A 24,800-nucleotide genomic window follows, 5' to 3' on the forward strand; every position below is an offset into this window, starting at 1 on the left:
CTGTGCCGAGGTCCCGTGTCAGCGCGCCAGCTCCTCCGGGCAGGGCGTGCCGCGGGGCAGCTGGTAGGGCGAGCCGAGGCGGTAGGTGCCGGCCTTCGGGGCGAGCAGCTCGACCCACTTGTCGCCGGCCTGGTCCTCGCGGGCCTCCACCAGACAGCCGTGGACGTTCTCGTACTTCTTCGGGCGCTTCTCGTTCAGCTCCCGCTGCCGCTTCGACGCCTCGGTCTCCTGGGGCCGCTCGACGCCCTTGCCCTTGGCGTCGACGACGCTCAGCCACGGCGAGTACGGGATGCGGATCAGGATGCGTCCGGGCTTGTCCACGCGGAGCGTCATCTCGCCCTGCTCGGCGCGCTCCACGACGGCGTTCGGCTCGACGAGCGGCCTCGGGTCGACGACCTCGTACAGCTGCCAGTTGGTGTCGACCCACACCTTCTTCAGGTACGGCAGCCCGTCCGTGATCAGCTGCGCCTCGCGCTTGCCGCCGTCGCCGTCGGGCTCGCCCTTGGGGAGCGCCACGTAATGCACGGACCAGCGCTGCAGCCACTCGTGGTAGTTCGCGGAGTTCAGGGTGTCGTCGTAGAAGAGCGGGTTGCGCTCCATGTCGGCCTGCCGGTTCCAGCCGCGGGCGAGCTGCACGTAGGCGGGGAGGGCGGACGCCTCGCGGTGGCTGCGGGCCGGCACGACCTCGACGCGGCCCTTGGCGGCGCCCCGCTCCTTCAACTCGTTCACCAGCGGCGCGACCTCACGCGTCCAGGAGGCGTCGGAGCGCGTGTGCACGATGTCGTCGACGGCCTTGAAGCCGATCCAGCCGGTGAAGCCGACGAACGCCACGACGATCACGTACCACTTGCGGGACTTCGGCGCGGTGTACGGCAGCGCGGCGAGCAGCGCGACGCCCGTGAAGCACATCGCGAGGCGCGAGATGTTGGAGCCGATCTGCGAGCTGATCAGCCAGACGCCGAGCACGAACGCCGCGTACACGGCGGTGGTGATCCGCACGGTCTTCCACTGCTTCGGCACGAGGAAGTAGACGAGGGCGGCGCTGATCAGCGGCAGCGACGCCGAGCCGAACGACATCGGCTGCGTGCCGGAGAACGGGAAGAGCCACGCGGAGAGACCCACCACGATGGACGGCGCGATGCCCAGCGCGTACGCGCCCGGGTAGCGCTTGCTGAGGAAGAGTGCGACGGCGACCATCCCGACGAAGAGCCCGGCCACCGGGCTGCCCATCGTCGCGAGCGCCGCGAACGGGGCGGCGACCAGCGCCTTCGCCCACCGCTTGTACCGCCAGCGGTGCGGCCAGCAGAAGACGGCGGCGACCGCCATCAGCGCGAACATCTGGCCGAGGCCGTAGGTCACGCGGCCCGACACGGCGTTGCACAGCAGCGCGAAGAGGCCCGCGACGACGGGCCACCACAGTTGCTTCACGGCCCGGCTGCGCATCAGGATCATCGTGAGCAGCGCCGCGGAGACGGTGCCGGCGATCATCATCGTCGTCCGCACGCCGAGCACCGACATCAGGTACGGCGAGACGACGCTGTACGACACCGGGTGCATGCCGCCGTACCAGGCGAGGTTGTACGCCGAGTCCGGGTGCCGGCCGACGAACTCGGCCCAGGCGTCCTGCGCCGCGAGGTCGCCGCCGCTGTTGGCGAAGACGAAGAACCAGACGAGGTGCAGCACGCCGGCGACCACCGTCGTGATCGTCACCGGGTGGCGCAGGAAGCGCTGCTGCCACGGGGCGTCGGGCCCGCTCTCGGGTGCGCGGCGCTGGGCCGGCAGCTTTATTCGCGCACCGGTGCGGCGAGCGCCGCCCTGCTCAGGCGCGGCGGCGGCGTCGTCGGCGCGCGTCGGCTCCGCTGTGGCCACTGGAGGCTCTCCCCGTGTCGTCCTTGTATCCGGAGTACCCGGGGTTTCGTGCCGACGAGAGTTCGTCCCGGAACACTCGTCCTCCGCCCCGGCGTACCACCCCCGAGCTTGTGACGCTAGCACGCGCGCGCGAGGGGAGGCCCGGGGGCGGACCTCCCCTCGCGATGCCCGGCGCGGGCTCTGCGCGGTCTCAGCCGACGCGGGTCAGCTTGGCGCCGAAGCCCGGTTCGCCGAGATCCTTCTGGAGCGCGACCGGCACCTCGACGGCGTCGCCCTTGCCGTCACCGACGCTCAGCACGCCGACCTTGGTGCCCGCCTTCGCCGTGTGCGGCACGGACTTGCCCTTGATGTCGTCGAGCCGCAGCTTCACGGTCAGCCCGGACCAGCCCACCGCGGAGACGTCCTTGGTGGCGACGAGCGGTGTCGTGCCGCCGAGGCCGTCGTCCACCTGCCCGACGACGGTGCCCTTCTTCACGATGGTCTTGGCCGTGAGGGCGTCCTGACCGGCCTCGATGAGCTTCCGGGTGACGCCGGTGACCTGGTCGATGTTGGCGACGCCGTTCTTCCCGTACTGGCCGAGGGCGGCGCCGATGATCGTCTGCGTCTCGCCGCCGACCTTCTTCTCCGCGGCGAAGAGGATGTTGCCGCCGGCCGCGGTGGTGGTGCCCGTCTTGATGCCGATGGCGACGGTCGGGACGAGGCCGAAGAAGTTCTTCTGCTTGTCTCCGTTGAGGTCCGTGTAGGACGGCTGCCGGGAGATCTCGTTGAAGACGGGGTTCTCCATGGCCGCCCGGCCCAGCTTCACCAGGTCCTCGGCGGTGGACACGGTCGTCTTGTCGAGGCCGCTGGGGTCCGTGTAGTGGGTGTTCTTCATCCCCAGCTCCTTGGCGGTCTTGTTCATCTTGGCGACGAACGCGTCCTCGGAGCCGCTCTTGGTGTCCCAGCGGGCGAGCAGCTTGGCGATGTTGTTCGCGGACGGCAGCATGACCGCCTGCAGCGCCTCGTACTCGGTGATCTTCTGGCCCTCGGTGACCTTGACGACGGACTCGTTGGCCGGCTTGCCCGTCTCGTAGTGCTTCTGCGCGGCGGCGTCGACCGGGATCTTCGGGCCGTCCTCACCCTTCTTCAGCGGGTGGTCGCGCAGGACGAGGTAGACCGTCATGACCTTGGCGATGCTCGCGATCGGCACGGGCTTCTGGTCGCCCGACGTGCCGAACGAGCCGATGCCGTTGACGTCCATCGCGGCCTGCCCGTCGGCCGGCCACGGCAGCCTCGGCTTGCCGCCCTCGAAGGACACGGACTCCTGCGCGGTGAGCTGCAGGGTGGGCGTCGGCAGCGGACGTACGGCCTGTACGACTGCAAAGACGACCACGAGGAGCAGCACCAGCGGCGTCCAGATCTTGACCCGGCGCACGGCGGTGCGGACGGGGGTCTCCGGCGGCGGCGGGGTGTTGGTCAGCTCCGCGAGCAGGTCGATGGGCGGCTTGGGGGGCAGGGGCTGCTGGGTGGTGCGCTCCGCCGGCGGGGGCGGCGGGGGGCCGGCCGGGGCGGACGCGGACGCGGCCGCCCACTTGGGGGTGTCCTTCGGGCCGCCCTTGCCCGCGCCGGGCTCGGGCTTGTCCGCCTTGGGCTCGGGCTTGGCGGCGGGCTTGGGGGCCGCCTTGGGCGCGGTGCGGGAGGACGGCTCGTCGAGCGGCTTCAGCGCGACGAACTTGCTGGTCCGCTCGGCGTCGGCCTCGGGCTTCGCGGTTCCCTTTGCAGTTTCCTTTGCGGTTCCCTTTGCAGCCTTGTCCTCAGCCTTGCCCTCGGAGGACTTGCTCGCGGGGGGCTTGTGATCGCCCAGCTTGAGCATGGTGGTGGGCTGGTCGACGGGCTTGTCGGCAGTCTTGTCCGCAGGTTCCTTGTCCGCAGGTTCCTTGTCCGCAGGTTCCTTGTCCGCAGGTTCCTTGTCCGCAGGTTCCTTGTCCGCGGCAGCCTTGTCCGCGGTGTCCCGCGGCGGGACCTTGAAGACGGCCGTCGCCTGGTCGACGCCGGTGGACTTGGGGGCGTCGCTCTCCGGTTCGGGGGCGTCGTCGTCCTGCGCCTCGGCCTCCGGGACGTCGGCTTCGTCGGCTTCGTCGGCCTCATCGGCTTCGTCGGAGACTTCCGGTTCGGCTTCCGCTTCGGCCTCGTCGGAACCTTCCTTCTCCGGCTCCTTCTCCGACTTCGGGTCCGATGCCGCCTCCGGCTCCGGCTCGTCCGAGGTCGCGACCCACGCCGCCACCGCGTTGCGCAGCCGCGCGTCACCGCTCGCCCCGCCCTTCGGGGCGTCCTCGGCCCCGGTCTCCCCGGTCTCCCCGGGGCCGTCGCTCTCCTCCGGGTCGTCGGAGCCGTCGGAGCCGTCGGAGCCGGTCGCCCGGTCCTCCCGCACCTGCGGCGTCTCGCGGGTCATCGCGAGACGCGGGTCGCGTTCCTCCGGCGCCGGCTCGAAAGACTCCGCCCCGGTCGGGTTCCCCGACGACTTCCGCTGCTTCGATCTGTCGGGGGTCTCGCCCGCCACCGATGCCTCCTCGTACGCCATGCCGTTTGCCGATGCTGATGCTTGCCGAGTGCCGACCGTGCGCCAAATCCGGCCGGACCCCACTGTCCGAACCGTGTACCAGTGTCCTGTGTGAGGGCTTAACCCCCGTGGTAGACGAGAACGACATACCTACTGGTTCCCGTACATCCCGCCCACGCGCTCTCGACAGACCAATGTGAGAGGGGTCACCCTGTCATTCATCCACGCGGGGAGGCATGGATGGGCAGGAGCCGCAGAACAATTCCGGAGGAGCTTCTGCTGCTCGCTTTGGACCCGGCCACGGGCACCACAGCGCAGCCGCAGTCGCTCGACCTCGGTCTGGCCGGAGCACAGCTAGTGGAGCTGGCGCTGGCCGGACGGATAGCCCCAGACGGGGATCGTATCGCCGTGGTGATGCCACGGCCGACCGGAGATCCGACCTTGGACTCCGCACTGGAACTGCTGCGCAGGCGCGGCAGCCCGGTCCGGGCGGTCCACTGGATCGGCGGGCCCCGACTGGGGCTCCGCCAGACGTACCTCTCGCACCTGGAGCGGTGCGGCATGGTTCATGCCGTGGCGGGCCAGATGTGCGGGGTGCTGCCGACGACTCGCTACCAAGCGACGGAGACGGCCATCAGCCGGGAGATCAGGTCCCGGCTCGATTCGGCGATCCGCACCGGTGTACCGCCGGACCCGCGGACCGCCGCGCTCGCCGCACTGGCCCACGCGGTCGGTCTCGGCAAGCATCTGTACCCGGGGAACGAGGGGCGTTCATCGCGCTCCCGGCTCCGGGACCTGATCAGGCACGACCCCATGGGCGGCCTCGTGGCGCACGCCGTGATGGACGTTCAGAACGGCGTGGCGGCTCAGCCGCGCCGCAGCGCCGCACCGGCGGGTCCCCAGGGACCGGGCGGTGGCCGGCAACCGGCCAGGGCGACAGCGGACCCCGGCGGGGTACCGATGCAGCCGCGCCGCGGATCCATGGCACGCGCCGTCGCTCACTGAGCACGGCTCAGCACCATCTCGTTCACGCACACCAGCAGCACGCACGTCAGCACGCACCAGCAGCACGTCAGCACGCACCACCATCGCGCAACCGCTCAGCACCACCCGTATCAGCGCCGCACCGCAGTCCCCAGACCCGGTTCGGGAGCCGCTGAGCCGCGCGGGGAGTGGCATCGGACCGTCCGGACGACGACACCCCGGTGCCACCGCCCCGCGCGGCCGCACCTCTTCGGCACCGCAGGGCCGCACCCTTCGCACATCCGCCCGCACGTTCGCATCATCCGCTGTTTCCCAGCGGTGCCGGCCTCGTTGGTGGCACCCTGCTGAGCAGTAGATACGCAAAACAGAGGCAGGCAAGCCGGAGGTGCACGTCCCGTGGCGTCCAATGTCAATCCCACTGTCAGGCGACGCCGGTTGGGCCAGGAGCTCCGTCGGCTCCGTGAGCTCAAGGGCATGACGGCCGAGGAGGTCGCCGAGCGCCTGCTCGTCTCGCAGTCGAAGATCAGCCGCCTGGAGAACGGCCGCCGCTCGATCAGCCAGCGCGACGTCCGCGATCTGTGCGGTGTCTACGAGGTCGAGGACCACCGGGTCGTCGACTCGCTCATGCAGATGGCCAAGGACTCGCGCCAGCAGGGCTGGTGGCACTCCTTCGGCGACATCCCCTACAGCGTGTACATCGGCCTGGAGACGGATGCCGCGTCCCTGCGGGTGTACGACCCGCAGGTCGTCCCGGGTCTGCTGCAGACCCGCGCGTACGCGGAGGCGCTGATCACCGGCGCGCTCCCGGAGACCACGCCGACCGACATCGAGAAGCGCGTCCAGGTGCGCATGCGCCGTCAGGAGCGCATCGCGGCGCCGGACAATCCGCTGCGCCTGTGGACCGTCCTCGACGAGTCGGCGCTGCGCCGCGTCGTCGGCTCCCGTCATCTGATGCGCGACCAGCTGGAGCATCTCGTCGAGCAGTCCCAGCTGCCGCACGTGACGGTCCAGGTGATTCCCTTCGAGATGGGCGCGCACCCGGGGCTCAACGGCCAGTACGCGATCCTGGAGTTCCCCGACGCCGCCGATTCCAGCGTCGTCTACATCGAGGGCGTCACCAGCGACCTGTATCTGGAGAAGGCGAACGACGTCCAGCAGTACAGCGTCATGTACGAGCACCTGCGGGCCCAGGCCCTCAACGTCGATCAGTCCAGGCAGCTCATCGCGGACATCGCGAAGGACTACGCCCGCTGAGCCACGGGTCTCTTCGAGGGAAGCGCGGGCCTTTTCCGGGAGAAGCGCCGCACGGTACACCCTTGCCTGGCCGGTGCGTAAGACCCCACTGGAATATGCCATCCGGTTGAGTGAACGATCCCTTCACGCCACGATGTTGGCGAGTAGCGTCATTCACGCCATCGAGCAGGAACGTTGGCGCCACCACCGCAGAGTTTGCGGCGGCAGCAACTCATCGACTGGAAAAACCGGAGTGAACATGGCGATTCAGCAAGGTACTTCGCACACGTGGGTCAAGTCCTCCTATTCCACCGGGAACGGTGCGTGCGTCGAGGTCAAGTCCCCCGTGCACGGGATCTCCGTACGCGACTCCAAGGTCGTCGAGGGCCCGGTCCTGGCCTTTCCCGCCGAGTCGTGGAACGCGTTCGTCAGCGAGGTGAGCCGGGGGGCTGCCGACTTCGCGTGAGACGACTGCGGACACCAGCGAAGCACCAGAAGGAACAACCGCACAGGCAGTTCCGCATCAGCAGCACCGTTGTGAGCCCTCTCGACTGGCCCGCCGTCCCGGCCGAGGGGGCTCGGCTCTGCCCCGGCCGTCAGCGCAGCGCGTCGACGTAGGTGTCCGTCCCCGGCACCGTCGGAATGAACGGCGCGACCAGCTCCACCCGCCCGAGCCCCGACTCCGCCACCGCCTCCTCGCGCACGGTGAAGTGCGCTTCCCAGCAGTCCCGCGGGTCCTCCTCCAGGAACCACAGCAGCGTCAGCCGGGTGTCCACGCCCTCGACCTGTTTCACGTACGTCATGCGGTCCCCCGGCAGCGGTGTCGGCCGGAACAGCGTGACCATCGCGGCGGGCGAGCCGGCGAGGGCCCGCGGCAGGTGCCGCGACCGCAGCCACTCCAGCAGTTCCGCCCGCTCCTCCGGTCCTTCGGCGTCGACGACTTCGAGGACGAGGCCCCGGTACGGATGGTCCAGCGCGTGGAAGTCGCGCGGTCCCGCCGCGCCGTCCCGGTAGACGGTCGCCTCGTGGTCCTGGAAGGAGGTGAAGACGTGGGTGCGGTCCTGGTAGACCCGGCCGTCCCGGTTGAGCCGCTTGTTGATGCCGACGGTCCACTTCATGTGGTCGTCGTAGCGGCCTTCCGTCACCCAGTACGTGGAGAGGTAGCACCCCGCGGTGACCGGCTCGGCGACGGCGGACTTGCCGGGGTAGCGCAGGAGCTGGAGCTCGCGCGTGGCCACCCAGCGGCGCCCCGCGTACATCCAGGGCATGGCCATCGCGCCCGCGTAGTAGTGGTCGTCCTCGTACCAGCGGTTGTACGCGAACTCGTGCCCCGGATGCGGTTCGACCATGGTGATCAGGGCGTGCCCCGGGTGCACGCCGTAAGGCCCGACGGCGGCCAGCTCTCCGTAGACGTCGCTCCGGGTCCCCTCCCGGGTCTCCTCGCTCATGGCTCTCCCCTGCCTTCCTCTTCCGTACTCCGGCGTGCGCCCATACTCTGACGCCCCGTCAGCAAAACTTCCAGAGCACTGCCAGAGCCGGGAGGCGCCCCATGCCGTCGTCGCTCCTCGAAGGCAAGACCGTCGTCGTCTCGGGCGTCGGCGCCGGGCTCGGCCACCAGGTCGCGGCGGCCGTCGTGCGCGACGGCGGAAACGCCGTGCTCGGGGCGCGCACGGAGGCGAACCTCGCCAAGTCGGCCACGGAGATCGACCCCGAGGGGGCGCACACCGCCTACCGGGCCACCGACATCACCGACGAGGGACAGTGCGAGGCCCTCGCCGGGCTGGCGCGTGAGCGGTTCGGGGGGATCGACGCCGTCGTCCATGTCGCCGCCTGGGACAGCCACTTCGGCGGCCTGGAGGACGCCGACTTCGCCACCTGGCAGCGGGTCCTCGACGTCAATCTGCTGGGCACCCTGCGCATGACGCGCGCATGCCTGGGCGCGCTCAGGGAGCGGCGGGGCGGTTCGGTCGTCATCATCGGCACACAGTCGGCGATCGCGGCGCCCTCGCAGGTGCGGCAGGCCGCGTACGCGGCGTCCAAAGGGGCGTTGACCTCGGCGATGTACTCGCTGGCGCGGGAGGTGGGCCCGGACCGGATCCGGGTCAACACCGTGTTGCCGGGGTGGATGTGGGGGCCGCCGGTGGAGGCGTACGTGCGGTTCGCCTCGCAGAGCGAGGGGGCCTCCGAGGCGGAGGTCCGGGGGCGGCTCGTCTCTCGGATGGCGCTTCCCGAGCTGGCGACGGACGGGGATGTGGCGGATGCGGTGGTCTTTCTCGCGTCCGATCGGGCTCGGGCCATTACGGGGCAGTCGTTGCTGGTCAATGCGGGGGAGATTATGCGGTAGTTGTTTGCCTGCGGGGCCGTTTGGGCTGGTCGCGCCCACGCGGCAGAGCCGCACATGTAACAGCCCCGCGCCCCTTGAAGACGCCCCTTACGGGGGCGTCTTTTTTATTGCCTGCACCGCCCTCACGGAACATGTATGTGAACGGCAATCAGCAAACCGAACGATTTTGCCTGCTCTTGACCTTACCCCCCGTTGTCCGCACCCACCCCCCGAACCCACCATGAGCGGGCACTTCCGTGGCACTGGCGAAGTGCGAGCCAGTTATGCGCAGTTCACCAGGCGGACCCCTGGAGGGCCATATGAACAGTCTCGACTGGGCCGTGCTCATCGGCTACTTCGGCGTGATGGTCGCGATCGGCGTGTGGTCCCACAAGCGGGTCGACAACGTCAGCGACTTCTTCACCGCAGGCGGCAAGATGCCCTGGTGGCTGTCGGGCATCTCGCACCACATGTCCGGCTACAGCGCGGTGATGTTCACCGGGTACGCGGGCATCGCGTACACCTACGGCGTGACGTCCTTCGTCACCTGGTCCTTCCCGATCGCGCTCGGCATCGCCATCGGCGCGCGGCTCTTCGCTCCCCGGATCAACCGGCTGCGCTCGCGGCTGCACGTCGCCTCACCGCTGGAGTACCTGAAGAACCGCTACGACCTCAAGACCCAGCAGGCGCTCGCCTGGTCCGGCATGCTGCTGAAGATCGTGGACGTGGGCGCGAAGTGGGCCGCCATCGCGACGCTGCTCTCCGTCTTCACCGGGGTCTCCCTCAACCAGGGCATCCTCATCACCGGCGTCATCACGGCGGTCTACTGCACCATCGGCGGACTGTGGGCCGACGCGCTCACCGAGCTGGGGCAGTTCGTGATCCAGCTCCTGGCCGGCATCGCGATGTTCGTCGCCGTGGTGATGGAGCTCAACGACATGGGCATCGGCTTCTTCGGCGCCTGGGACGAGCCTGCACTCCAGGGCCACGAGAAGCCGCTCGTCGGCCCGTACGGCACGGTGTTCCTGCTCGCGTTCCTCTTCATCAAGCTCTTCGAGTACAACGGCGGCATGCTCAACCAGGCGCAGCGCTACATGGCGACCGCCAACGCCAAGGAGGCCGCGCGCTCCGCCAAGCTCTCCGCGATCCTCTGGCTGGTCTGGCCCGTGGTGCTGTTCTTCCCCATGTGGATGTCGCCGCTCCTGGTGGAGTCGGAGAAGGCCGACGGCTCGGACTCGTACGGTCTGATGACCGAACAGCTGCTGCCCCACGGACTGTTGGGGCTCGTCATCGTCGGCTTCTTCTCCCACACCATGGCCATGTGCTCCTCCGACGCCAACGCCATCGCGGCCGTCTTCACGCGGGACTGCGCGCCGGTGGTGTCGGCCAAGGCGCGCGCCTGGAACGAGCGTTCGGGCCTGATCGCGGCGCGGGTCACGACGGTGGTCTTCCTCGGTCTGTCCATGGCGGCGGCCACGCAGGTCAATTCACCGGCGTTCGGGGACATCATCACCGTCGTGATCAAGTGGGTCGCGGGGCTGATGGGGCCGATGGCCATCCCGATGATGCTGGGGCTGCTGCGGCCGTTCCGCCGCTCCGGGCCGACGGCCGCGCTCACCAGCTGGGCCCTCGGGCTGCTCGCCTTCTGGCTGGTCAACTACCCGATCAGCTGGAACATCGAGGGCGGCGTGCCGCTCCAGTACCAGGTGTCCATTCCGCTGGCGGTGTCGCTGGTCCTGTACATCGCCATCGGCTACATCAAGCCGGAGGACACCCCTGAGCGGGACGCGCTCATCGAGCGCATCAACACGGACGATGACGGCGGCTCGGCGGGAGCGGCTGTTGTGCCCGCTCCTGCGGAGCCGCAGGACGGGGCGGTGACGCCCCGGTAGGGGCGCCCCGACAGGGGCGCGGGGAACTGCACGAGCAACCACAGAAAAGCCGCGGTCGCGTCTGCGGGGGTCCCGGCAGACGCGACTGCGGCTTTTCGTGCGCTGAGCGCGCAGTTCCCCGCGCCCCTTAAGGGGCGCTCAGACCCCGGCGCGTTCCGGGGCTGCCACCGGGTCGGAACCCGCGATCTTCCGCAGGCGCGGCGCACGCGGGGCGTGATGGGGCGTGAGGCCGACCAGGGCCACCGCCACGACCAGGACGAAGGCCGCGCCCGCGATGGCGAAGCTGAGGGTGAACTGGCTCTCCTGCGGCAGGGCGGGCATCCCGGCAGGGAGCGCGATCGTCTTCGATGCGAGCAGCGAGGTGATCATCGCGCTGGCGACGGCGCTGCCGACCGAGCGGGAGATGGAGTTGATGCCGTTGGCGATGCCGGTCTGGTGGGCCGGGACGCTGGCGACGATGAGCGCGGGCATCGAGGCGTAGCCGAAGCTGATCGCCAGGCCGATGACCATGCCCGCGCCGATGACGGAGGCGCTGGTGCCGTGCGCCAGGGTCAGCCAGGCGAAGCCGGCCACGCCGGCGGTGGCGCCGACGGCGAGCGTGACGCGGGCGCCGATCCGGCGGACCAGGATGCCGCCGAACTGCGCGGCGACGAGCGAGACGACCGTGGTCGGCAGGAGGTAGACGACGGAGGCGTCGAGCACCGAGGCGCCGAAGCCGTACCCGGCCAGTTCCTCGGGCATCTGCACGAGGTACGAGACGCCGATGAACTGGGCGAACATCGCGAAGCCGAGCAGCAGTCCCGCCAGGTTGGTGAAGAGCACCGGGCGGTGGGCGAACATCTTCATGTCGACCATCGGCTCCTTGACCTTCAGCTCGGCCAGGACCCACACGGCGGCCATGACGACCGCGCCCGCGAAGGCGCCGAGGGTGCGGCCGGAGGTCCAGCCCCACTCGTGGCCCTGCGAGATCGGCAGGAGCAGCAGGACGAGCAGCAGCGCCAGCGTGCCCGCGCCCAGCCAGTCGGTGCGGCCGCCCGTCTTCGAGCGCGACGCGGGAACCACGGACACCACACCGACGAGCGCCACCACGGCGAGGACGACCGCGAGCCAGAACACGCGGTGGTAGTCGGGGTCGGAGCCCTGGGTCAGCAGGCCCGCGCCCACCAGGGCGAGGCCGCTGCCGAACGCGAGGGTGCCGCTGACCAGCGCCATGGCGCCGGGCAGCTTGGCCGGCCTGATCTCCTCACGGAGCACGGAGAGCGCCAGCGGGAAGATCGCGGTGGCGGCGCCCTGCATGATCCGGCCGACGATGAGCCAGGTCAGGGAGGATGTGGTGGCGGCGAGCACGGAGCCCGCGATCATCACGAGGAGGACGCCGACGAGGGTCGGCTTCTTGCCGTGCTGGTCGCCGAAGCGGCCGAGCAGCGGGGTGAAGACGGCGGCGGAGAGCAGGGTGGCGGTGGTCACCCAGCTGACGCCGGACGTGGTGGCGTCCAGGTCGTTCTGGATGATCGACAGGATCGGGACGACCAGCGTCTGCATCATCGAGACGACCATGGCGGCGAGGCCGAGCACCAGGACGAGGGCGGTCTGCCCGGTGGGTTTCGGCGGGGCCGCGTGCTGTACGTGGGACACGGTGACTTCTTCTCTCCGGCTGCTCAACTACTTAAGAACCTCGATACTTGAGTACTTCAAGTAACGTATAAAAAGGTAAGCCTCAATATTTGAGAACGTCAAGTTTCATGGCGTAAGGTGGCTCACATGTCTGGAACTCCCCGCGTCGACACGGCTCAGCTCATGGAGCTGCTCGCGGTGTCCCTCGGTGCCTATTACGGAGACTTCACGGAGGCGGCGGCGCGGGAGAACCTCACCGCGAGCCAGGGCAAGACGCTGAGCGTGCTGCGCCGGCGGCCCGCCGCCATGCGGGAGCTCGCCCGGACACTGTCCTGCGACGCGTCGAACGTGACGGGGATCATCGACCGCCTGGAGAAGCGCGGTCTGGTGCACCGGGAGCCGAGCCCCACGGACCGCCGGGTGAAGAACGTGGTCCTGACCCCCGAGGGCGAGCGGGCCGTCGACGCGATCCGCGCCAACATGCACACCACGCAGGCCGGGCTCGCCGCGCTGGACGACACCGAGCGTGCCACCCTCCACGACCTGCTGAGCCGCACCTTCGAGGCCGGTCAGTAAATCCGCTCAGCGGCCCCGGTCACGCGCGCGGGTAGCGCGCCAGCCAGCCCGGCGACGAGAGCGCGGGACCGTGCAGCGCGGGCCCCTGGGTCATCTCCATCGCGAAGTCGTCCGCCAGCTCCAGGATCGTGGGCCGGCCCTCCAGCTCCGTGAGCCACCCGGGCGGCAGCGCGGTCTCCCCGTGCAGCGCGCCGAGCAGCGCCCCGCACAGGGCGCCGCAGGCCGCCGAGGGGCCGCCGTGGTTGACGGCGAGCCGCAGCCCGTGCCGGATGTCCTCGCCGACCAGGGCGCAGTACACGGCGCCTGCCAGCACACCGTCGGCCGTGCCGTCCGCCAGCAGCTCCGTCACGCGCGCGGCCGTCGGCATGCCCTGTCGTACGGCGCCCAGCGCGTGCCGGAGCGCGTCCGTGACGGGCGGGTGTCCCGGGCGGGTGGCGAGGAGCGCGAGGCACCGCTGGATCGCGCCGTCCAGGGACTCACCGCGGGCGAGGCCGTGCACGATGACGGTGTGGGCGCCCGCCGCGAGGCAGGCGGTGGGGTGGCCGTGCGTCTGGGCGGCGCCCTCGACGGCGAGCTGCAGCACGAGCTGTGGCTCCCAGCCGACGAGGAGGCCGATGGGCGCGGATCTGACGGCGGCCTCCGCGCCGCGCTCGTCCGGGTTCTTGGGGGCGTCGAGCGTCCCCATGGTGGGGTCGCCGAGGCCGACGAGGCAGGCGCGGGACGGGTCGCGCCGCGAGTACAGCCACTCCTCGCGGGCCAGCCAGCCGTCCTCCTTGCGGCGTTCGTCCGGGCCCCAGTCGCTCTGGGTGGCCGCCCAGCGGCGGTAGGCGCGGTGCAGGTCGGTCGGCGGGTGCCAGGCGCCGGTGTCGCGCCGCACCTGGGCGCGTATGAGCCCGTCGACGGTGAAGAGGGTGAGCTGGGTGGCCGCGGTGACGGCGCCGCGGCGGCCGTACGCGGGGGCCGGCTCGGTGAGTCCCTCGGCGCCGTGCGCCTCGCGGATCGCGTCGAGGGACAGCCCGTCGACGGGCGCGCCCAGGGCGTCGCCGACGGCGGCCCCGAGGAGCGTGCCGCGCACCCGGCTGCGGAAGTCCTGCTGCTCGGCGCGGCCCCAGACACCGGTGGCTGCTGCGGTACCCACGCGGGTCTCCCTCCTGCGGTGACGTGCGGTGACGTGCGATGACGTCCCTCGTCGCGCCTCGACCCCCGCACCTCGACCGGTTGCGACTGCGCAGCACTGTAATCGAACAGGAACGGTCGCTTCAGACGCCAAGGGGTATGCGCGGAGTCGCCCTTGAGGTCGCTTTTGAGCGACGTTCACGCGAGCTTCGCAGCTGCTACGAAACCCGGATGTTCCCGGTGTCCACGGGCCCGGTTCCGGCGGGCCCGGTCCCGGCGGGTTCCGCGTGGCGTGCCCGGAAGGCGTCCCTCGCCGCGGTGAGCCGGGCGAGGCGGGGTGCCAGGCGGGCGTGGTCGACCGCCGGGGACAGGGAGAGATTCGTCAGGTGGGAGACCATCTCGGCCAGGTCGTGCCACTCCAGCTCCGGCAGGTGCGGGCCGAGGACGCGGGCGAGGCGGGTGTCCGCCGCGGACCAGTCGCCCCGGGCCACGGCGACCAGGGCGTGTCCGTAGTCCCGCCAGGGCGGGTCGGCGGCCGGGGTCTCGACCAGCTCGGCGACCCGGTGCCACAGGGGCGCGGCGGCGGCCGTGTCCCCTGCGCAGGTCTCCACGACGGCGAGCAGCACCGTGCCGACCTCGTCGTCGTCCGCGCGCAGGCGCTGCGCGGCCGCGCGGGCGGGCGCCCACAGGCCGGCCCGGCAGTACACCTGCGCCAGCTCCTCCGCGCCGGTGTCCCCGCTCGTCTCCCCGCTCACCACCCCGGGCGGCAGCGCGGCGAGCGCCCCGGGCACGTCGTCCTGCCACAGGTGCAGTTCGGCGACGCGCAGTCGGGCCCAGTCCGCGTCGCCGCCGCTCTCGGTGTAGGCGGCGAGGTCGGCCGGGGCGCGGTCGGTCCTGCCGGTGGCGAGGGTGAGCCTGACCCGGGAGTACAGGGCCCAGGTGAAGCCGGGGTCCAGCTCGACGGCGCGGTCCAGGTCGGCGGCCGCCTCGTCGTAGCGCCGCAGGCGGTGCAGGGTGACGCCCCTGCGGCAGAGCGCCGCCCCGTACACGGGGTCCAGTTCGAGCGCCCGGTCCAGATCGGTGAGGGCTTCTTCGTACCGCTTGAGGGCGAAGAGTGTCTCGGCGCGGCGGTAGTGCATCCAGTCGGAGTCGGGGGAAAGCGCGACCGCCCGGTCCTCGTCCGCGAGGGCCCGCTCGTACTCCCCCATGTCGTGCAGCAGCATGCCGCGGCGGGCCCGCACCCAGGCGTAGTCCGGGTCGTGCTCCACGGCGGTGTCCAGGTCGGCGAGCGCCTCGGGGAGCTGCCCCAGATGGTGCCGGGACGCGCCGCGGCCCGCGTACGCCGACCAGTTCTCGGCGTCGAGCTCGATGGCCTTGTCGTAGTCCGCCAGGGAGTCCCGCTGCCGGCCCGCCGAGCGCAGGACGTCGCCCCGGCTCCACACGACCCAGCTCGATTCGGGGGCCAGCTCGACGGCGCGGTCGCAGTCCGCGACGGCCTGCTCGTACTCGTCGCGGTTGACCCGCACCGCGGCCCGGAAGACCAGCGCCCACGCGTTGTCGGGCATGAGCCGCAGGGCGCGGTCGAGGTCGGCCAGGGCCTCCTCGTCCCGCCCAAGGGCGTAGTGGGCGGTGCCCCGGCTGCCCAGCGCCTCCACGTCCGACGGGTCGAGCTCCAGCGCGCGGTTCAGGTCCTCGACGGCCTCTTCGAAGCGGCTCAGGACGCGGCGGACCTCGCCCCGCATCGCGTAGTTCCTCGCGTCTCCCGGCGCGAGCTCCACCGCACGGTCGAGGGCGACGAGCGCGGTCTCCTCCTGGTCCATGTACCAGTAGGTGACGCCTTTTCCGTAGTACGCGCGCTCCTGCTCGGGGTCCAGCGCGATGGCCCGGTCGTACTCGGCGAGCGCCTCCGCGTGCGCGCCGCTCTCCCGCAGGTCACGGCCCCGGACCAGCCGCGCGAACGCCTCGTCCCGGGCGTCGAACCCCGCCCGCTCGATGAGCAGTTGCAGGGCCGCGGGGCCCCCGCCGTCCGCCAGCGCCCGCAACAGGTCGCGGCCCCACGCCCCGACCCGCGCGGACTCCGTGTCCTCCCCGGCGTCCACCAGCAGTTGCGTCCACCGCCGGGCCACCGCCGCGTCCGCGTCGCACGCGTCGACGACGTCCCGCAGGACGAGGGGGAGCGCGCTGCGGGGCGCCCCGCACAGCAGGTGGTACGACTCCGCGAGCCGCAGCTCACGCCACTGCTCGTCGCCCCAGCACTCGCGCGCCGTGGGGCCCGGCTCGGCCTCCGCGCGCCACCGCGCGTACGCCTGCGCGAGCAGGCCGTGCAGCTCCGCCCAGCCGCGCGGCGACCGGTGCCGCTGCAGGCGCAGCATCGGCGCGCGCACCACGTCGTGGTACTGCAGCCGGTCGCCCCGGTCGCTCACGAACGGCAGGCCCCGCAGCCAGGCATAGATGCCCGGCACGTCCGCCGCCGGGCACACGCCGTCGACCGCCGCCGCGACCACGTCCGCGTCGAGCCGCCTGGGCAGCGCGCACGCCAGGGCGGAGGCGCGGCGCACCGGGTCCTGCTCCCACTTCAGGAAGCGCTCCACGGCCGTCGCGCTCGGGTCGCCCACGTCGTCCGGGTCGGCGGGGCGGTTCTCGGCGAGGGTGGAGACGAGGACGGGGAGGCCGCCGGAGAGCCGCAGGACCTCTTCGACGACCGGTTCCGCGACCACGCCCTTGCCCGCGAGGAGCCCGCGGGACTCCTGCTCGGTGAAGGGGCCGAGCGGGACGTCCGCCATGTAGTCCGCGTAGCCGCCCCAGCGTGCGGTGTCGAACGGCTGCTGGCCCGCGGTGACCACGACGACCTTGGCGGGCAGCGCTCCGTGCCGCTCCGTCGTCATCACCTCGTGCAGCCAGCCGTCGAGGAACGGTGCCGTCCGTTCGTACGTGTCGAAGAACAGCACGATCCACGGCACCGACTTGGCGGCCTGCGCCAGCTCCTTCAGGAGGACCGGGGTGAGGACGCGCTCCGGGGCGAGGACCAGCTGCACGTCCTCCTGGTTGCGGAAGCGCGCGCTGAGGCCGGCCCGCAGCCGGTCGGCGCCCTGCGCGAGCTGCGCCGGGTCGACGGCCCCCGCGAGGGCGCCGACGCCGGGCACCATGCCGAGCCCGACGAGGCTCGCGCGGGCGGCCGTCAGGCCGACCGCGGAGGGGGCGGGCGGCGCCGGGGCCTCACCGGGCGCGGGCGGGGGCGCGACCGGTATCGAGTCCGCTTCGTGGCGGCGCTCGCGGTGGGTGGTGAGCAGCTGGTCGAGGTCCTTGGACCGCCGGCCCTGGCGGGCGAACTCGGCGCTGATCGCGGCCATCGCCTCGGGAACGCTGCTCACCCGCTCGTCGACGTACGCGGTCAGGGCGCCCCGCTCGCGGGCGAGCTGCTCCAACTCGTGGACCAGGGACGTCTTTCCGACGCCCGCGTTGCCGTGGACGTGGAAGAGGAAGCGGTGGCGCAGGTCGGCGGGCGGCACGTCGAAGTTCTCCCGGAACGCCGCGAGTTCACCGCGGCGCCCGATGAACCCGGCCCGCCCCCTGCGACGTATCAGCTCCTGCATGGACGGCTCGTCCGCGTCGGCCGACGCCATCGGAATCCCCCCGCTCCGCACGCTCGTGCACCCCCGCCCGTACCCCGGACCAGTCTCCCCCGTCAGCCCGTGTCCGTCCCGAGAATCCGCTCCTTCTGCTCCCGCGCCCACGCGTACTCCGGGTTGATCCGCAGCGCCTCGTCGAGAGAGGCCAGTGCAGCTTCCGTGCGGCCGAGGGCTTCCAGGGACAGGGCCCTGCTGCCCCACGCCCAGGCGTACTCCGGGTCGAGGGCGATCGCGGTGTCGTAGGCGGCGACGGCTCCCTCGTGGCGGCCCGCGAAGCGCAGGATGTCGCCGCGGTCGCCGTGGCTGCCGGGCGCGTCCGGGGCCAGTTCGTGGACGCGGTCGAGGTCGGCGAAGGCGCCCGGCAGGTCGCCGAGGGACTGCCTGACGCGGGCTCTGCGGGCCAGCGCCCAGGGGTAGTCGGGCCACAGGTCGACGGCCCGGTCCAGGTCGTCCAGGGCCTCGCGGGGTCGGCCGAGGACGAACTTGACCTGGCCGCGGCTGCCCAGGGTCAGCGGCTCACGCGGGTCGAGGGCGTGCGCGCGGTCCAGCCAGGGCAGGGCCTCGTCGGGGCGGCCCATGCGGCGATACGTCTCCCCGCGTTCCCGCGCCACCCACTCCGCGTCCGGCACCGCCTCGTCGGCCGCGGCCAGGTGGTGGAGCGCCGTCTCGTACGCGCCGAGGGCGCGGTGGGTGACGGCGAGACCGTGGTGGCCCCACGGGTCGGCGGGGTCCAGGGCGACGGCACGCTCGTGGTCGACGACGGCCTCGCGCAGCCTGCCGAGGAGGAAGAGCCGCAGACCGTGCGCGTTGTACGCGGCGACGCGGCCCGCGTCGTCGAGCCCGGCGCGCGCGAGGAAGAGCTCCAACACACGCAGCGCGCCGAGCCGTTCGTCGGCGAGAGCCGTCCGGCACTCGCCGGCCCAGGACCGCAGCTCCTCGGCGTCCGTGTCCTCGGCGGCGTCCGCCACCGCCCGCGCCCACTCGCGGGCCACCGCCGTGCCCACGCGGCAGGCGTCGATCCCCTCGCGCAGCGCGCCGGGCAGCGCGGCGCGCGGTCCCGCGCACAGCGAGTGGTACAGCTCCTCGACGCGCAGCGCACGCCACTCCGGGCGCGTCCACGGGCGGCCCTGCGCGCCCCGCAGCTCCTCCTCCAGGACGGCGCGCCGTCGCGCGTACAGCCCGGCGAGCCGGGTGTGGCCCGCGCTCCACAGCTCGGGCGCGGTGTTGCGGCGCAGGCGCAGCATCGGGGCGCGTACGACGTCGTGGTAGCGGGCGGTGCCCCTGCGGTCGGCCCGCACGAACGGCAGGGTGCGCAGCCACCCGTGCAGCTCGGCGGGGTCGTCGCCGCCGCGGTGTGCCGCGGCCCGCACGATCTCCTCGTCGAGGCGCCGGGGCAGCGCGCAGTCCAGGGCCGCCGCGCGCCGCACCGGGTCCGGCTCCCACCGCAGGAAGCGCTCCACGGCGGTCGCGCTCGGGTCGCCGACGTCGGCGGGCGCCGCGGGGCCCGCCCCGGCGAGCGTGGAGACGAGGACGGGGAGCCGCCCCGAGAGCCGCAGGACCTCGGCGACGACCGGTTCTTCGGTGACGCCCTTGGCGGCGAGCAGGCCGCGCGCCTCGGTCTCGGTGAAGGGCCGCAGCGGCAGTTCGGCGGCGAAGTCCGCCGCGCCGTCCCAGCGGTCCGGGTCGAGGGGGCGCTGCCCGGCGGTGACCACGACGACCTCGGCGGGGAGTTCCCCGTACCGGTCGGTCGTCATCACGTCGTACAGCCAGCGGTCGAGGAACGGCGCCGTCCGTTCGTAGGTGTCGAAGAGCAGCACGAGCCACGGCGCGGCGTCGGCCGCGTCGGCCAGTTCCGTCAGGAGCACCGGGGTCAGCGCGCGCTCCGGCTCCAGGACCAGGTGCGCGTCCTCCTGGCTGCGGAAGCGGGCCCACAGCCGGTCCGCGCCGAGCCCGACGCGGTCCGTGTCGACGAGTCCGGCGAAGGCGCCCACGACCGGCACCATGCCGAGCCCGACGGCGCCCGCCCGGGCCAGCGCCGCGCCGCCCGCCGACGGCACGTCGGGCTCGGACGGTTCGCGGGCTGCGGCGAGGACGGCCTCGTGGGCCCGCTGCCGGTGGTGGGCCAACGCGCGTTCCAGGGACTTCAGCCGCCGCCCCTGCTGGGCGAACTGCGTGGCGATCTCGGCGAGCGCCCCGGGTAGGTCCGGCGCCGCGTCGTCCACGTACGCGACGAACGCGCCGCGGTCCGCCGCCAGTTGGCCCAGCTCGCGCACGAGTGAGGTCTTGCCGACGCCCGCCGGGCCGTGCACGTGGAAGAGGAAGCGGTGCCGCTCGTCCTCCGGCGGCACCTCGAAGTTCTCCCGGAACAGGCGGAGCTCCTCGCGCCGCCCCACGAAACCCGCCCGCCGTCGACGCCGGATGAGTTCCTGCATCGACACCCTCGTCCGCGCCATCCGGTCCCTCCCGTACTCCACGGTCCGCGGCGGCCAGTCTCCCGTATTCCGCGCGTGGCGCGAGGTGAACAGCGGCCGTCATCCGCCGAATGTCCGGGTCACGTAACGGAGTTCATGCGGTGTACAACCTTCCCTCCCGAGCGTCCGTCTCCCGTTACGTCACAGACGTTCGCCCCAGGAGGACCCGTGCCCCGCCGCACACTCATCAGCGCCATGGCCGTCGCCGCGCTGACCGCCCCGCTCGCGATCTCCGTCACCTCCGGCACCGCCGCCGCGGCCCCGCAGCCGCCCCGCACTCCGGTGACCGACTTCAACCACGACGGGTACGCCGACCTCGCGGTCGCCGCGCCCGACGGCACCGTCGACGGCGTCGCGAAGGCGGGTTACGTCTCCGTCGTGTACGGCACGGCCTCCGGCCCCGGCACGGCGAAGCACCAGCTCATCAGCCGGGCCACGCCGGGCGTCCCGGGCGAGCTCGCGGGCACGTACGCCTTCGGTTACCAGATGCTCCCCGCCGACCTGGACGGCGACGCGTACACCGACCTGCTCGTGTCCGGCGGCGACGACAACGGCAACAAGGCGACCGTCCTGTGGGGCTCCAAGGACGGCCTGACCGGCAAGGACACCCTCCTGCCGCACAGCAACTCCGAGTTCGCCACGGGCGACTTCAACGGCGACGGCAAGCGCGACCTGGTCGTCAACGACGTCCCGAACGACGACCCCGACATCTCCGGGATGACCATCCAGTACGGCCCGTTCACCCGCGACGGCAAGCCCGCCACGAAGGACAGCATCACCACGAGCGACGGCCCCTCCGGCCTCGCCTCCTTCATCACGGGCGACCTGACGGGCGACGGCGTCGACGACATCGTCACCACGCACGGCTTCGAGGAGATGACGCACGACGCCCGCTTCTGGAAGGGCGGCAGGAGCGGTGTCGTCCACACCTACAAGCCGCTCGGCACCGCGTACAGCGGCACCGTCGGCGACGTCGACGGCGACGGGTACGGCGACCTGATCACCCGCGACATCGGCAGCGTCACCGAGGTGATCGACTCCGCGCCGGGCAGCATCACGATCCAGTACGGCAGCTCGACGGGACCGACCGACGCGCGCAAGAAGGTCATCACCCAGGCCACCGCGGGCGTGCCCGGCGCCAGTGAGGAGAACGACGCGTTCGGCGCCTCCCTCAGCGCGGGCGACGTGAACGGCGACGGCAGGGCGGAGGTCGCCGTCGGCGTCCCCGGCGAGAGCCTCGACGCGAGCACCGGCACCGGCGCGGTGATCCTCCTCAAGGGCGCCTCCAAGGCCGACGGCGGCATGACCGGCAAGGGTGCCGTCGCCTACAACCAGACCACCGCCGGAGTCCCCGGCGTCTCCGAGGCGGGCGACGACTTCGGCCGCCGGGTGGCCCTCACCGACCTGAACAAGGACGGCAAGGCCGACCTGACCGCCACGGCCCCCGGCGAGGACGGCACCTACGCCGACTCGGGCGCCCTGTGGAACCTCTTCGGCTCCGCGGGCGGCCTGACCACCACCGGTGCGAGCACCCTCAGCCCGGTCAAGCTCGGCGACCCCGAGAAGGACGCCCGGTTCGGCCTGCGGCTCGGCAGCTGACCCGCACCTCACCACCGACCATCCGAACATCGACCACTCACACTCTCTCTGGAGGACCAGTGCGCCGCTCCCTCATCGCCGCCGTGGCCGTCGCCTCGCTCGCGGCCCCGATCGCCCTCGCCACCGCCGGTACCGCGGCGGCCGCGCCCGTACCGCCCAAGGCCCCGGTCACCGACTTCAACCGCGACGGATACGCCGACCTCGCCATATCCGCGCCCGGCGGCTACGACGACGCCACCCCCGGCAGCGTCTCGATCGTCTACGGCTCGGCCGCGGGCCCGGACACCGCGCACGCCAAGACCATCAGCCGCGCCACGCCCGGCGTACCCGGCAACGCGGTGAACGGCGACCGGTTCGGCAACCGGACGGCCGCCGCCGACCTCGACGGCGACGGCCACACCGACCTCGTCGTCAACGGCGGCGGCAAGTCCGTCGTCCTGTGGGGCTCCGCCCAGGGCCTCACCGGCGAGGGCAGCGCCGAGCTGGCCTGGAACGGCGCGCAGGTCACCGCCGGTGACTTCAACGGCGACGGCAAGCGCGACCTGGTCACGGCCGAGTACCCGGAGCCCGAGGACCCGATGGACAACGACGACCAGGGCATGACCGTCGCGTACGGCCCGTTCACGCGCGACGGGAAGGCCGCGAGCACCCAGCAGGTCGTCACGAGCCAGACCTTCGGCCCCGGCGACTTCGTCACGGGTGACGTGACCGGCGACGGCGCCGACGACATCGTCACGAGCCACGGCTTCGAGGAGATGGCGCACAAGAGCCAGCTCTGGAAGGGCGGCAAGGACGGCGTGGCCACCACCTCGCAGAAGCTCGCGCCCTCCCTCGGCGGCGCGGTCGCGGACGTCGACGGCGACGGCTACGGCGACTTCGTCACCCGCGACATCGGCGACAACTTCGAGGACATGCCGTACCAGAAGGGCACGGTCCTGGTCCGCTACGGCTCGGCGTCCGGCCTCTCGGACCGCAGCGCGAAGATCACCCAGGACACCGCGGGCGTCCCCGGCGCCGGTGAGGACGGCGACGAGTTCGGCTCCTCCATCAGCGCGGGCGACGTGAACGGCGACGGCTTCGCGGACGTCGCCGTCGGCATCCCCGGCGAGGACATCGACGCGATCGCGGACTCCGGCAGCTCCGTGCTGCTCAAGGGCTCCCGCTCCGGCCTGACCGGCACCGGCTCCCAGGCCTTCCAGCAGTCCACGGAGGGTGTGCCGGGCGCCGCCGAGAAGGGCGACAAGTTCGGCAGCCAGGTCCTGCTCTCCGACACGAACAAGGACGGCAAGGCCGACCTGACCGTGTCCGCCCCGCTGGAGGACGGCGCGTACGCCGACGCGGGCGCCGTCTGGCACCTGCGCGGCGCCGCGGGCGGTCTGACCGTCACGGGCATCAAGTCCTTCGGCCCGGCGGCGATCGGCGCCAACGACAAGGGCGTCCGGTTCGGCGACTTCCTGGCTCGCTGAGGCAGCTGACGATGCGCACGCCGCGCGGCCGCCGCCGGTGGCTCTCGTGGTCCTGGTGGCCCTGGTGGGCAGGCGTCGCGTTCGCGGCGCTGGTCGCGGGCGCGGTCGTGTTCGGCCGGGGCACGGGGGAGGTCGACGAGGGCCCCGCCCCGGCACGCGGCAAGCGCGTCGTCACCGACTTCGACGGGGACGGCCACGCGGATCTGGCCGTCCCCGCCCCGCTCGGCACCGTCGACGGCGTGCGGCTCGCGGGCTCCGTGTCGATCGTGTACGGCGGGCGTACGGCGCCGGACGCCCGGCGCCCGCAGGTCGTCGACCGTACGACGAAGGGCCCCCTGGGCCGGCTCGCCGCGCGCGAGGAGCGGTTCGGGACGGACACCCTCGCCCGCGACCTCGACAGCGACGGCTACACGGACCTCGCGACGGGCCGCACCGTCCTGTGGGGCTCGCCCGACGGCCTCACCACCGGGAGCAGGCTGCCCGCGGGAGGGGTGCGGGGCGGCGACTTCGACGGGGACGGCAACGCCGACCTGCTCGCCGCGGACCTCACCGTCCGCTACGGGCCGTTCGACCGCGAGGGAAAGCCGCGCAGGACGGACGCCAAGCCGCTCTCGTCCTACGGCGACAGCCAAGCGCCCCGCACCATCACCGTCGGCGACCTCACCGGCGACGGCCGCGACGACGTCGTCACCGGCCAGGGCTTCGAGGAGATGCAGGACCGCGGCTACTTCTTCAAGGGCCGCTCGAAGGGGCTGGCCCGCGAGCCGAGGGAACTGGGCACCTACAACGGCGCCGGCGTCGTGGCCGACGTCGACGGCGACGGGTACGGCGACCTCGCCGTCCGGGAGATCGGCCCGATGGCGGAGGGCCTGGAGCACACCGCGGGCGAGATCCGCGTGCTGCCCGGCTCACCGTCGGGCCCGAAGGGCGCGGGGACCCTCATCGACCTCGACACCCAGGGCATCCCCGGGATCGCCGCGCCCGGCGACGGGTTCGGCGACGCGCTCGCCGCGGGCGACGTCGACGGCGACGAGCGGGCGGACATCGCGGTCGGCGTCCCCGGCAAGGACGGCGGCCGCGGGGGCGTGGTGCTGCTGCGCGGCTCGCGCGCCGGCCCGACGGGCGCGGGCGCGGGCTTCTTCGGCCAGGACACGCCCGGCGTTCCGGGCGCGGGTGAGCCCGGAGACCGCTTCGGCGGGGCGCTGCGCCTCGCCGACCTGACGGGTGACGGGCACCCCGAGCTGGCGGTGGGCGCGCCCGGCGAGGACGGGGCCCGTCCGGACTCGGGGGCGGTGTGGATACTGCGGGGCACACCGTCCGGCCCCGCTGCGCGGGGTGCGGCCTCCTTCGGCCCTGCGGCGCTCGGGGCGCCCGAGCGGGGCTCGGACGGCAAGGAGATCAACTGGAGGGGGACGTACTTCGGCGAGGACTTTCCCGGCTGAGAGTTCGACCGCGGGTCCGCTCTGGCTGGTCGCGCAGTTCCCCGCGC

The 24,800-nt window shown here is 72.4% G+C and carries 16 protein-coding genes; 9 read left to right on the top strand and 7 right to left on the bottom strand.

Features of this window, described 5'->3' with window-relative positions; all coding sequences use genetic code 11:
• Positions 1-18 precede the first annotated feature (18 nt).
• Complete coding sequence (locus AB0H82_RS33070; protein ID WP_362999206.1) at positions 19-1,869, bottom strand: MFS transporter; 1,851 nt, start codon at positions 1,867-1,869, stop codon at positions 19-21.
• A gap of 190 nt (positions 1,870-2,059) precedes the next feature.
• Entirely contained in the window at positions 2,060-4,429 is a 2,370-nt protein-coding gene (locus AB0H82_RS33075; protein WP_362999207.1) for a D-alanyl-D-alanine carboxypeptidase, read from the bottom strand.
• Between the two features lie 219 nt (positions 4,430-4,648).
• Here AB0H82_RS33075 and AB0H82_RS33080 point away from each other — a divergent pair, with 219 nt between their 5' ends.
• From AB0H82_RS33080 to AB0H82_RS33090, 3 genes are all read left to right on the top strand, one after another.
• Positions 4,649-5,413 (top strand): GPP34 family phosphoprotein, encoded by a 765-nt coding sequence (locus tag AB0H82_RS33080; protein ID WP_362999208.1) that lies wholly within the window; start codon positions 4,649-4,651, stop codon positions 5,411-5,413.
• 375 nt (positions 5,414-5,788) lie between these two features.
• Positions 5,789-6,646: a helix-turn-helix transcriptional regulator gene (locus AB0H82_RS33085; RefSeq protein WP_362999209.1), complete on the top strand. Its 858-nt coding sequence runs from the start codon at positions 5,789-5,791 to the stop codon at positions 6,644-6,646.
• A 238-nt stretch (positions 6,647-6,884) separates the two neighbouring features.
• Entirely contained in the window at positions 6,885-7,091 is a 207-nt protein-coding gene (locus AB0H82_RS33090) for a DUF397 domain-containing protein (protein WP_362999210.1), read from the top strand.
• A 130-nt stretch (positions 7,092-7,221) separates the two neighbouring features.
• Here AB0H82_RS33090 and AB0H82_RS33095 read toward each other — a convergent pair whose 3' ends face one another.
• Positions 7,222-8,073 (bottom strand): hypothetical protein, encoded by an 852-nt coding sequence (locus AB0H82_RS33095; RefSeq protein WP_362999211.1) that lies wholly within the window; start codon positions 8,071-8,073, stop codon positions 7,222-7,224.
• 101 nt (positions 8,074-8,174) lie between these two features.
• On the opposite strand from AB0H82_RS33095, the gene AB0H82_RS33100 reads away from it, so the two are divergent.
• Entirely contained in the window at positions 8,175-8,969 is a 795-nt protein-coding gene (locus AB0H82_RS33100; protein ID WP_362999212.1) for an SDR family oxidoreductase, read from the top strand.
• 299 nt (positions 8,970-9,268) lie between these two features.
• On the top strand, positions 9,269-10,840 hold the full coding sequence (locus tag AB0H82_RS33105) for a sodium:solute symporter family protein (RefSeq protein ID WP_362999213.1): 1,572 nt from the start codon (positions 9,269-9,271) through the stop codon (positions 10,838-10,840).
• Positions 10,841-10,978: 138 nt separating this feature from the next.
• Here the strand turns inward: AB0H82_RS33105 and AB0H82_RS33110 are convergent, their stop codons facing one another.
• Complete coding sequence (locus AB0H82_RS33110; protein WP_362999214.1) at positions 10,979-12,475, bottom strand: MFS transporter; 1,497 nt, start codon at positions 12,473-12,475, stop codon at positions 10,979-10,981.
• A 126-nt stretch (positions 12,476-12,601) separates the two neighbouring features.
• Here AB0H82_RS33110 and AB0H82_RS33115 point away from each other — a divergent pair, with 126 nt between their 5' ends.
• The gene (locus AB0H82_RS33115) at positions 12,602-13,030 is read left to right on the top strand and encodes a MarR family transcriptional regulator (protein ID WP_362999215.1); all 429 of its coding nucleotides are present in this window, start codon (positions 12,602-12,604) and stop codon (positions 13,028-13,030) included.
• A gap of 19 nt (positions 13,031-13,049) precedes the next feature.
• On the opposite strand, the gene AB0H82_RS33120 is transcribed toward AB0H82_RS33115, so the two are convergent.
• From AB0H82_RS33120 to AB0H82_RS33130, 3 genes are all read right to left on the bottom strand, one after another.
• A complete protein-coding gene (locus tag AB0H82_RS33120) occupies positions 13,050-14,168 on the bottom strand; it encodes an ADP-ribosylglycohydrolase family protein (RefSeq protein WP_362999216.1) in 1,119 nt (372 codons plus the stop codon).
• A 196-nt stretch (positions 14,169-14,364) separates the two neighbouring features.
• Entirely contained in the window at positions 14,365-17,769 is a 3,405-nt protein-coding gene (locus AB0H82_RS33125) for a tetratricopeptide repeat protein (RefSeq protein WP_362999217.1), read from the bottom strand.
• A gap of 62 nt (positions 17,770-17,831) precedes the next feature.
• Entirely contained in the window at positions 17,832-20,228 is a 2,397-nt protein-coding gene (locus AB0H82_RS33130; protein WP_362999218.1) for a tetratricopeptide repeat protein, read from the bottom strand.
• A gap of 186 nt (positions 20,229-20,414) precedes the next feature.
• On the opposite strand from AB0H82_RS33130, the gene AB0H82_RS33135 reads away from it, so the two are divergent.
• The 3 genes from AB0H82_RS33135 to AB0H82_RS33145 are packed head-to-tail and all read left to right on the top strand — an operon-like array spanning position 20,415 to position 24,753.
• Positions 20,415-21,845, top strand: coding sequence for an FG-GAP-like repeat-containing protein (locus AB0H82_RS33135; RefSeq protein WP_362999219.1), 1,431 nt, complete (start codon positions 20,415-20,417; stop codon positions 21,843-21,845).
• 59 nt (positions 21,846-21,904) lie between these two features.
• On the top strand, positions 21,905-23,311 hold the full coding sequence (locus tag AB0H82_RS33140; protein ID WP_362999220.1) for an FG-GAP-like repeat-containing protein: 1,407 nt from the start codon (positions 21,905-21,907) through the stop codon (positions 23,309-23,311).
• A gap of 11 nt (positions 23,312-23,322) precedes the next feature.
• Positions 23,323-24,753 (top strand): hypothetical protein, encoded by a 1,431-nt coding sequence (locus AB0H82_RS33145; protein ID WP_362999221.1) that lies wholly within the window; start codon positions 23,323-23,325, stop codon positions 24,751-24,753.
• Positions 24,754-24,800: the final 47 nt, after the last annotated feature.

The sequence above is a fragment of the Streptomyces sp. NPDC050732 genome, assembly GCF_040654255.1.
Classification (GTDB): domain Bacteria; phylum Actinomycetota; class Actinomycetes; order Streptomycetales; family Streptomycetaceae; genus Streptomyces.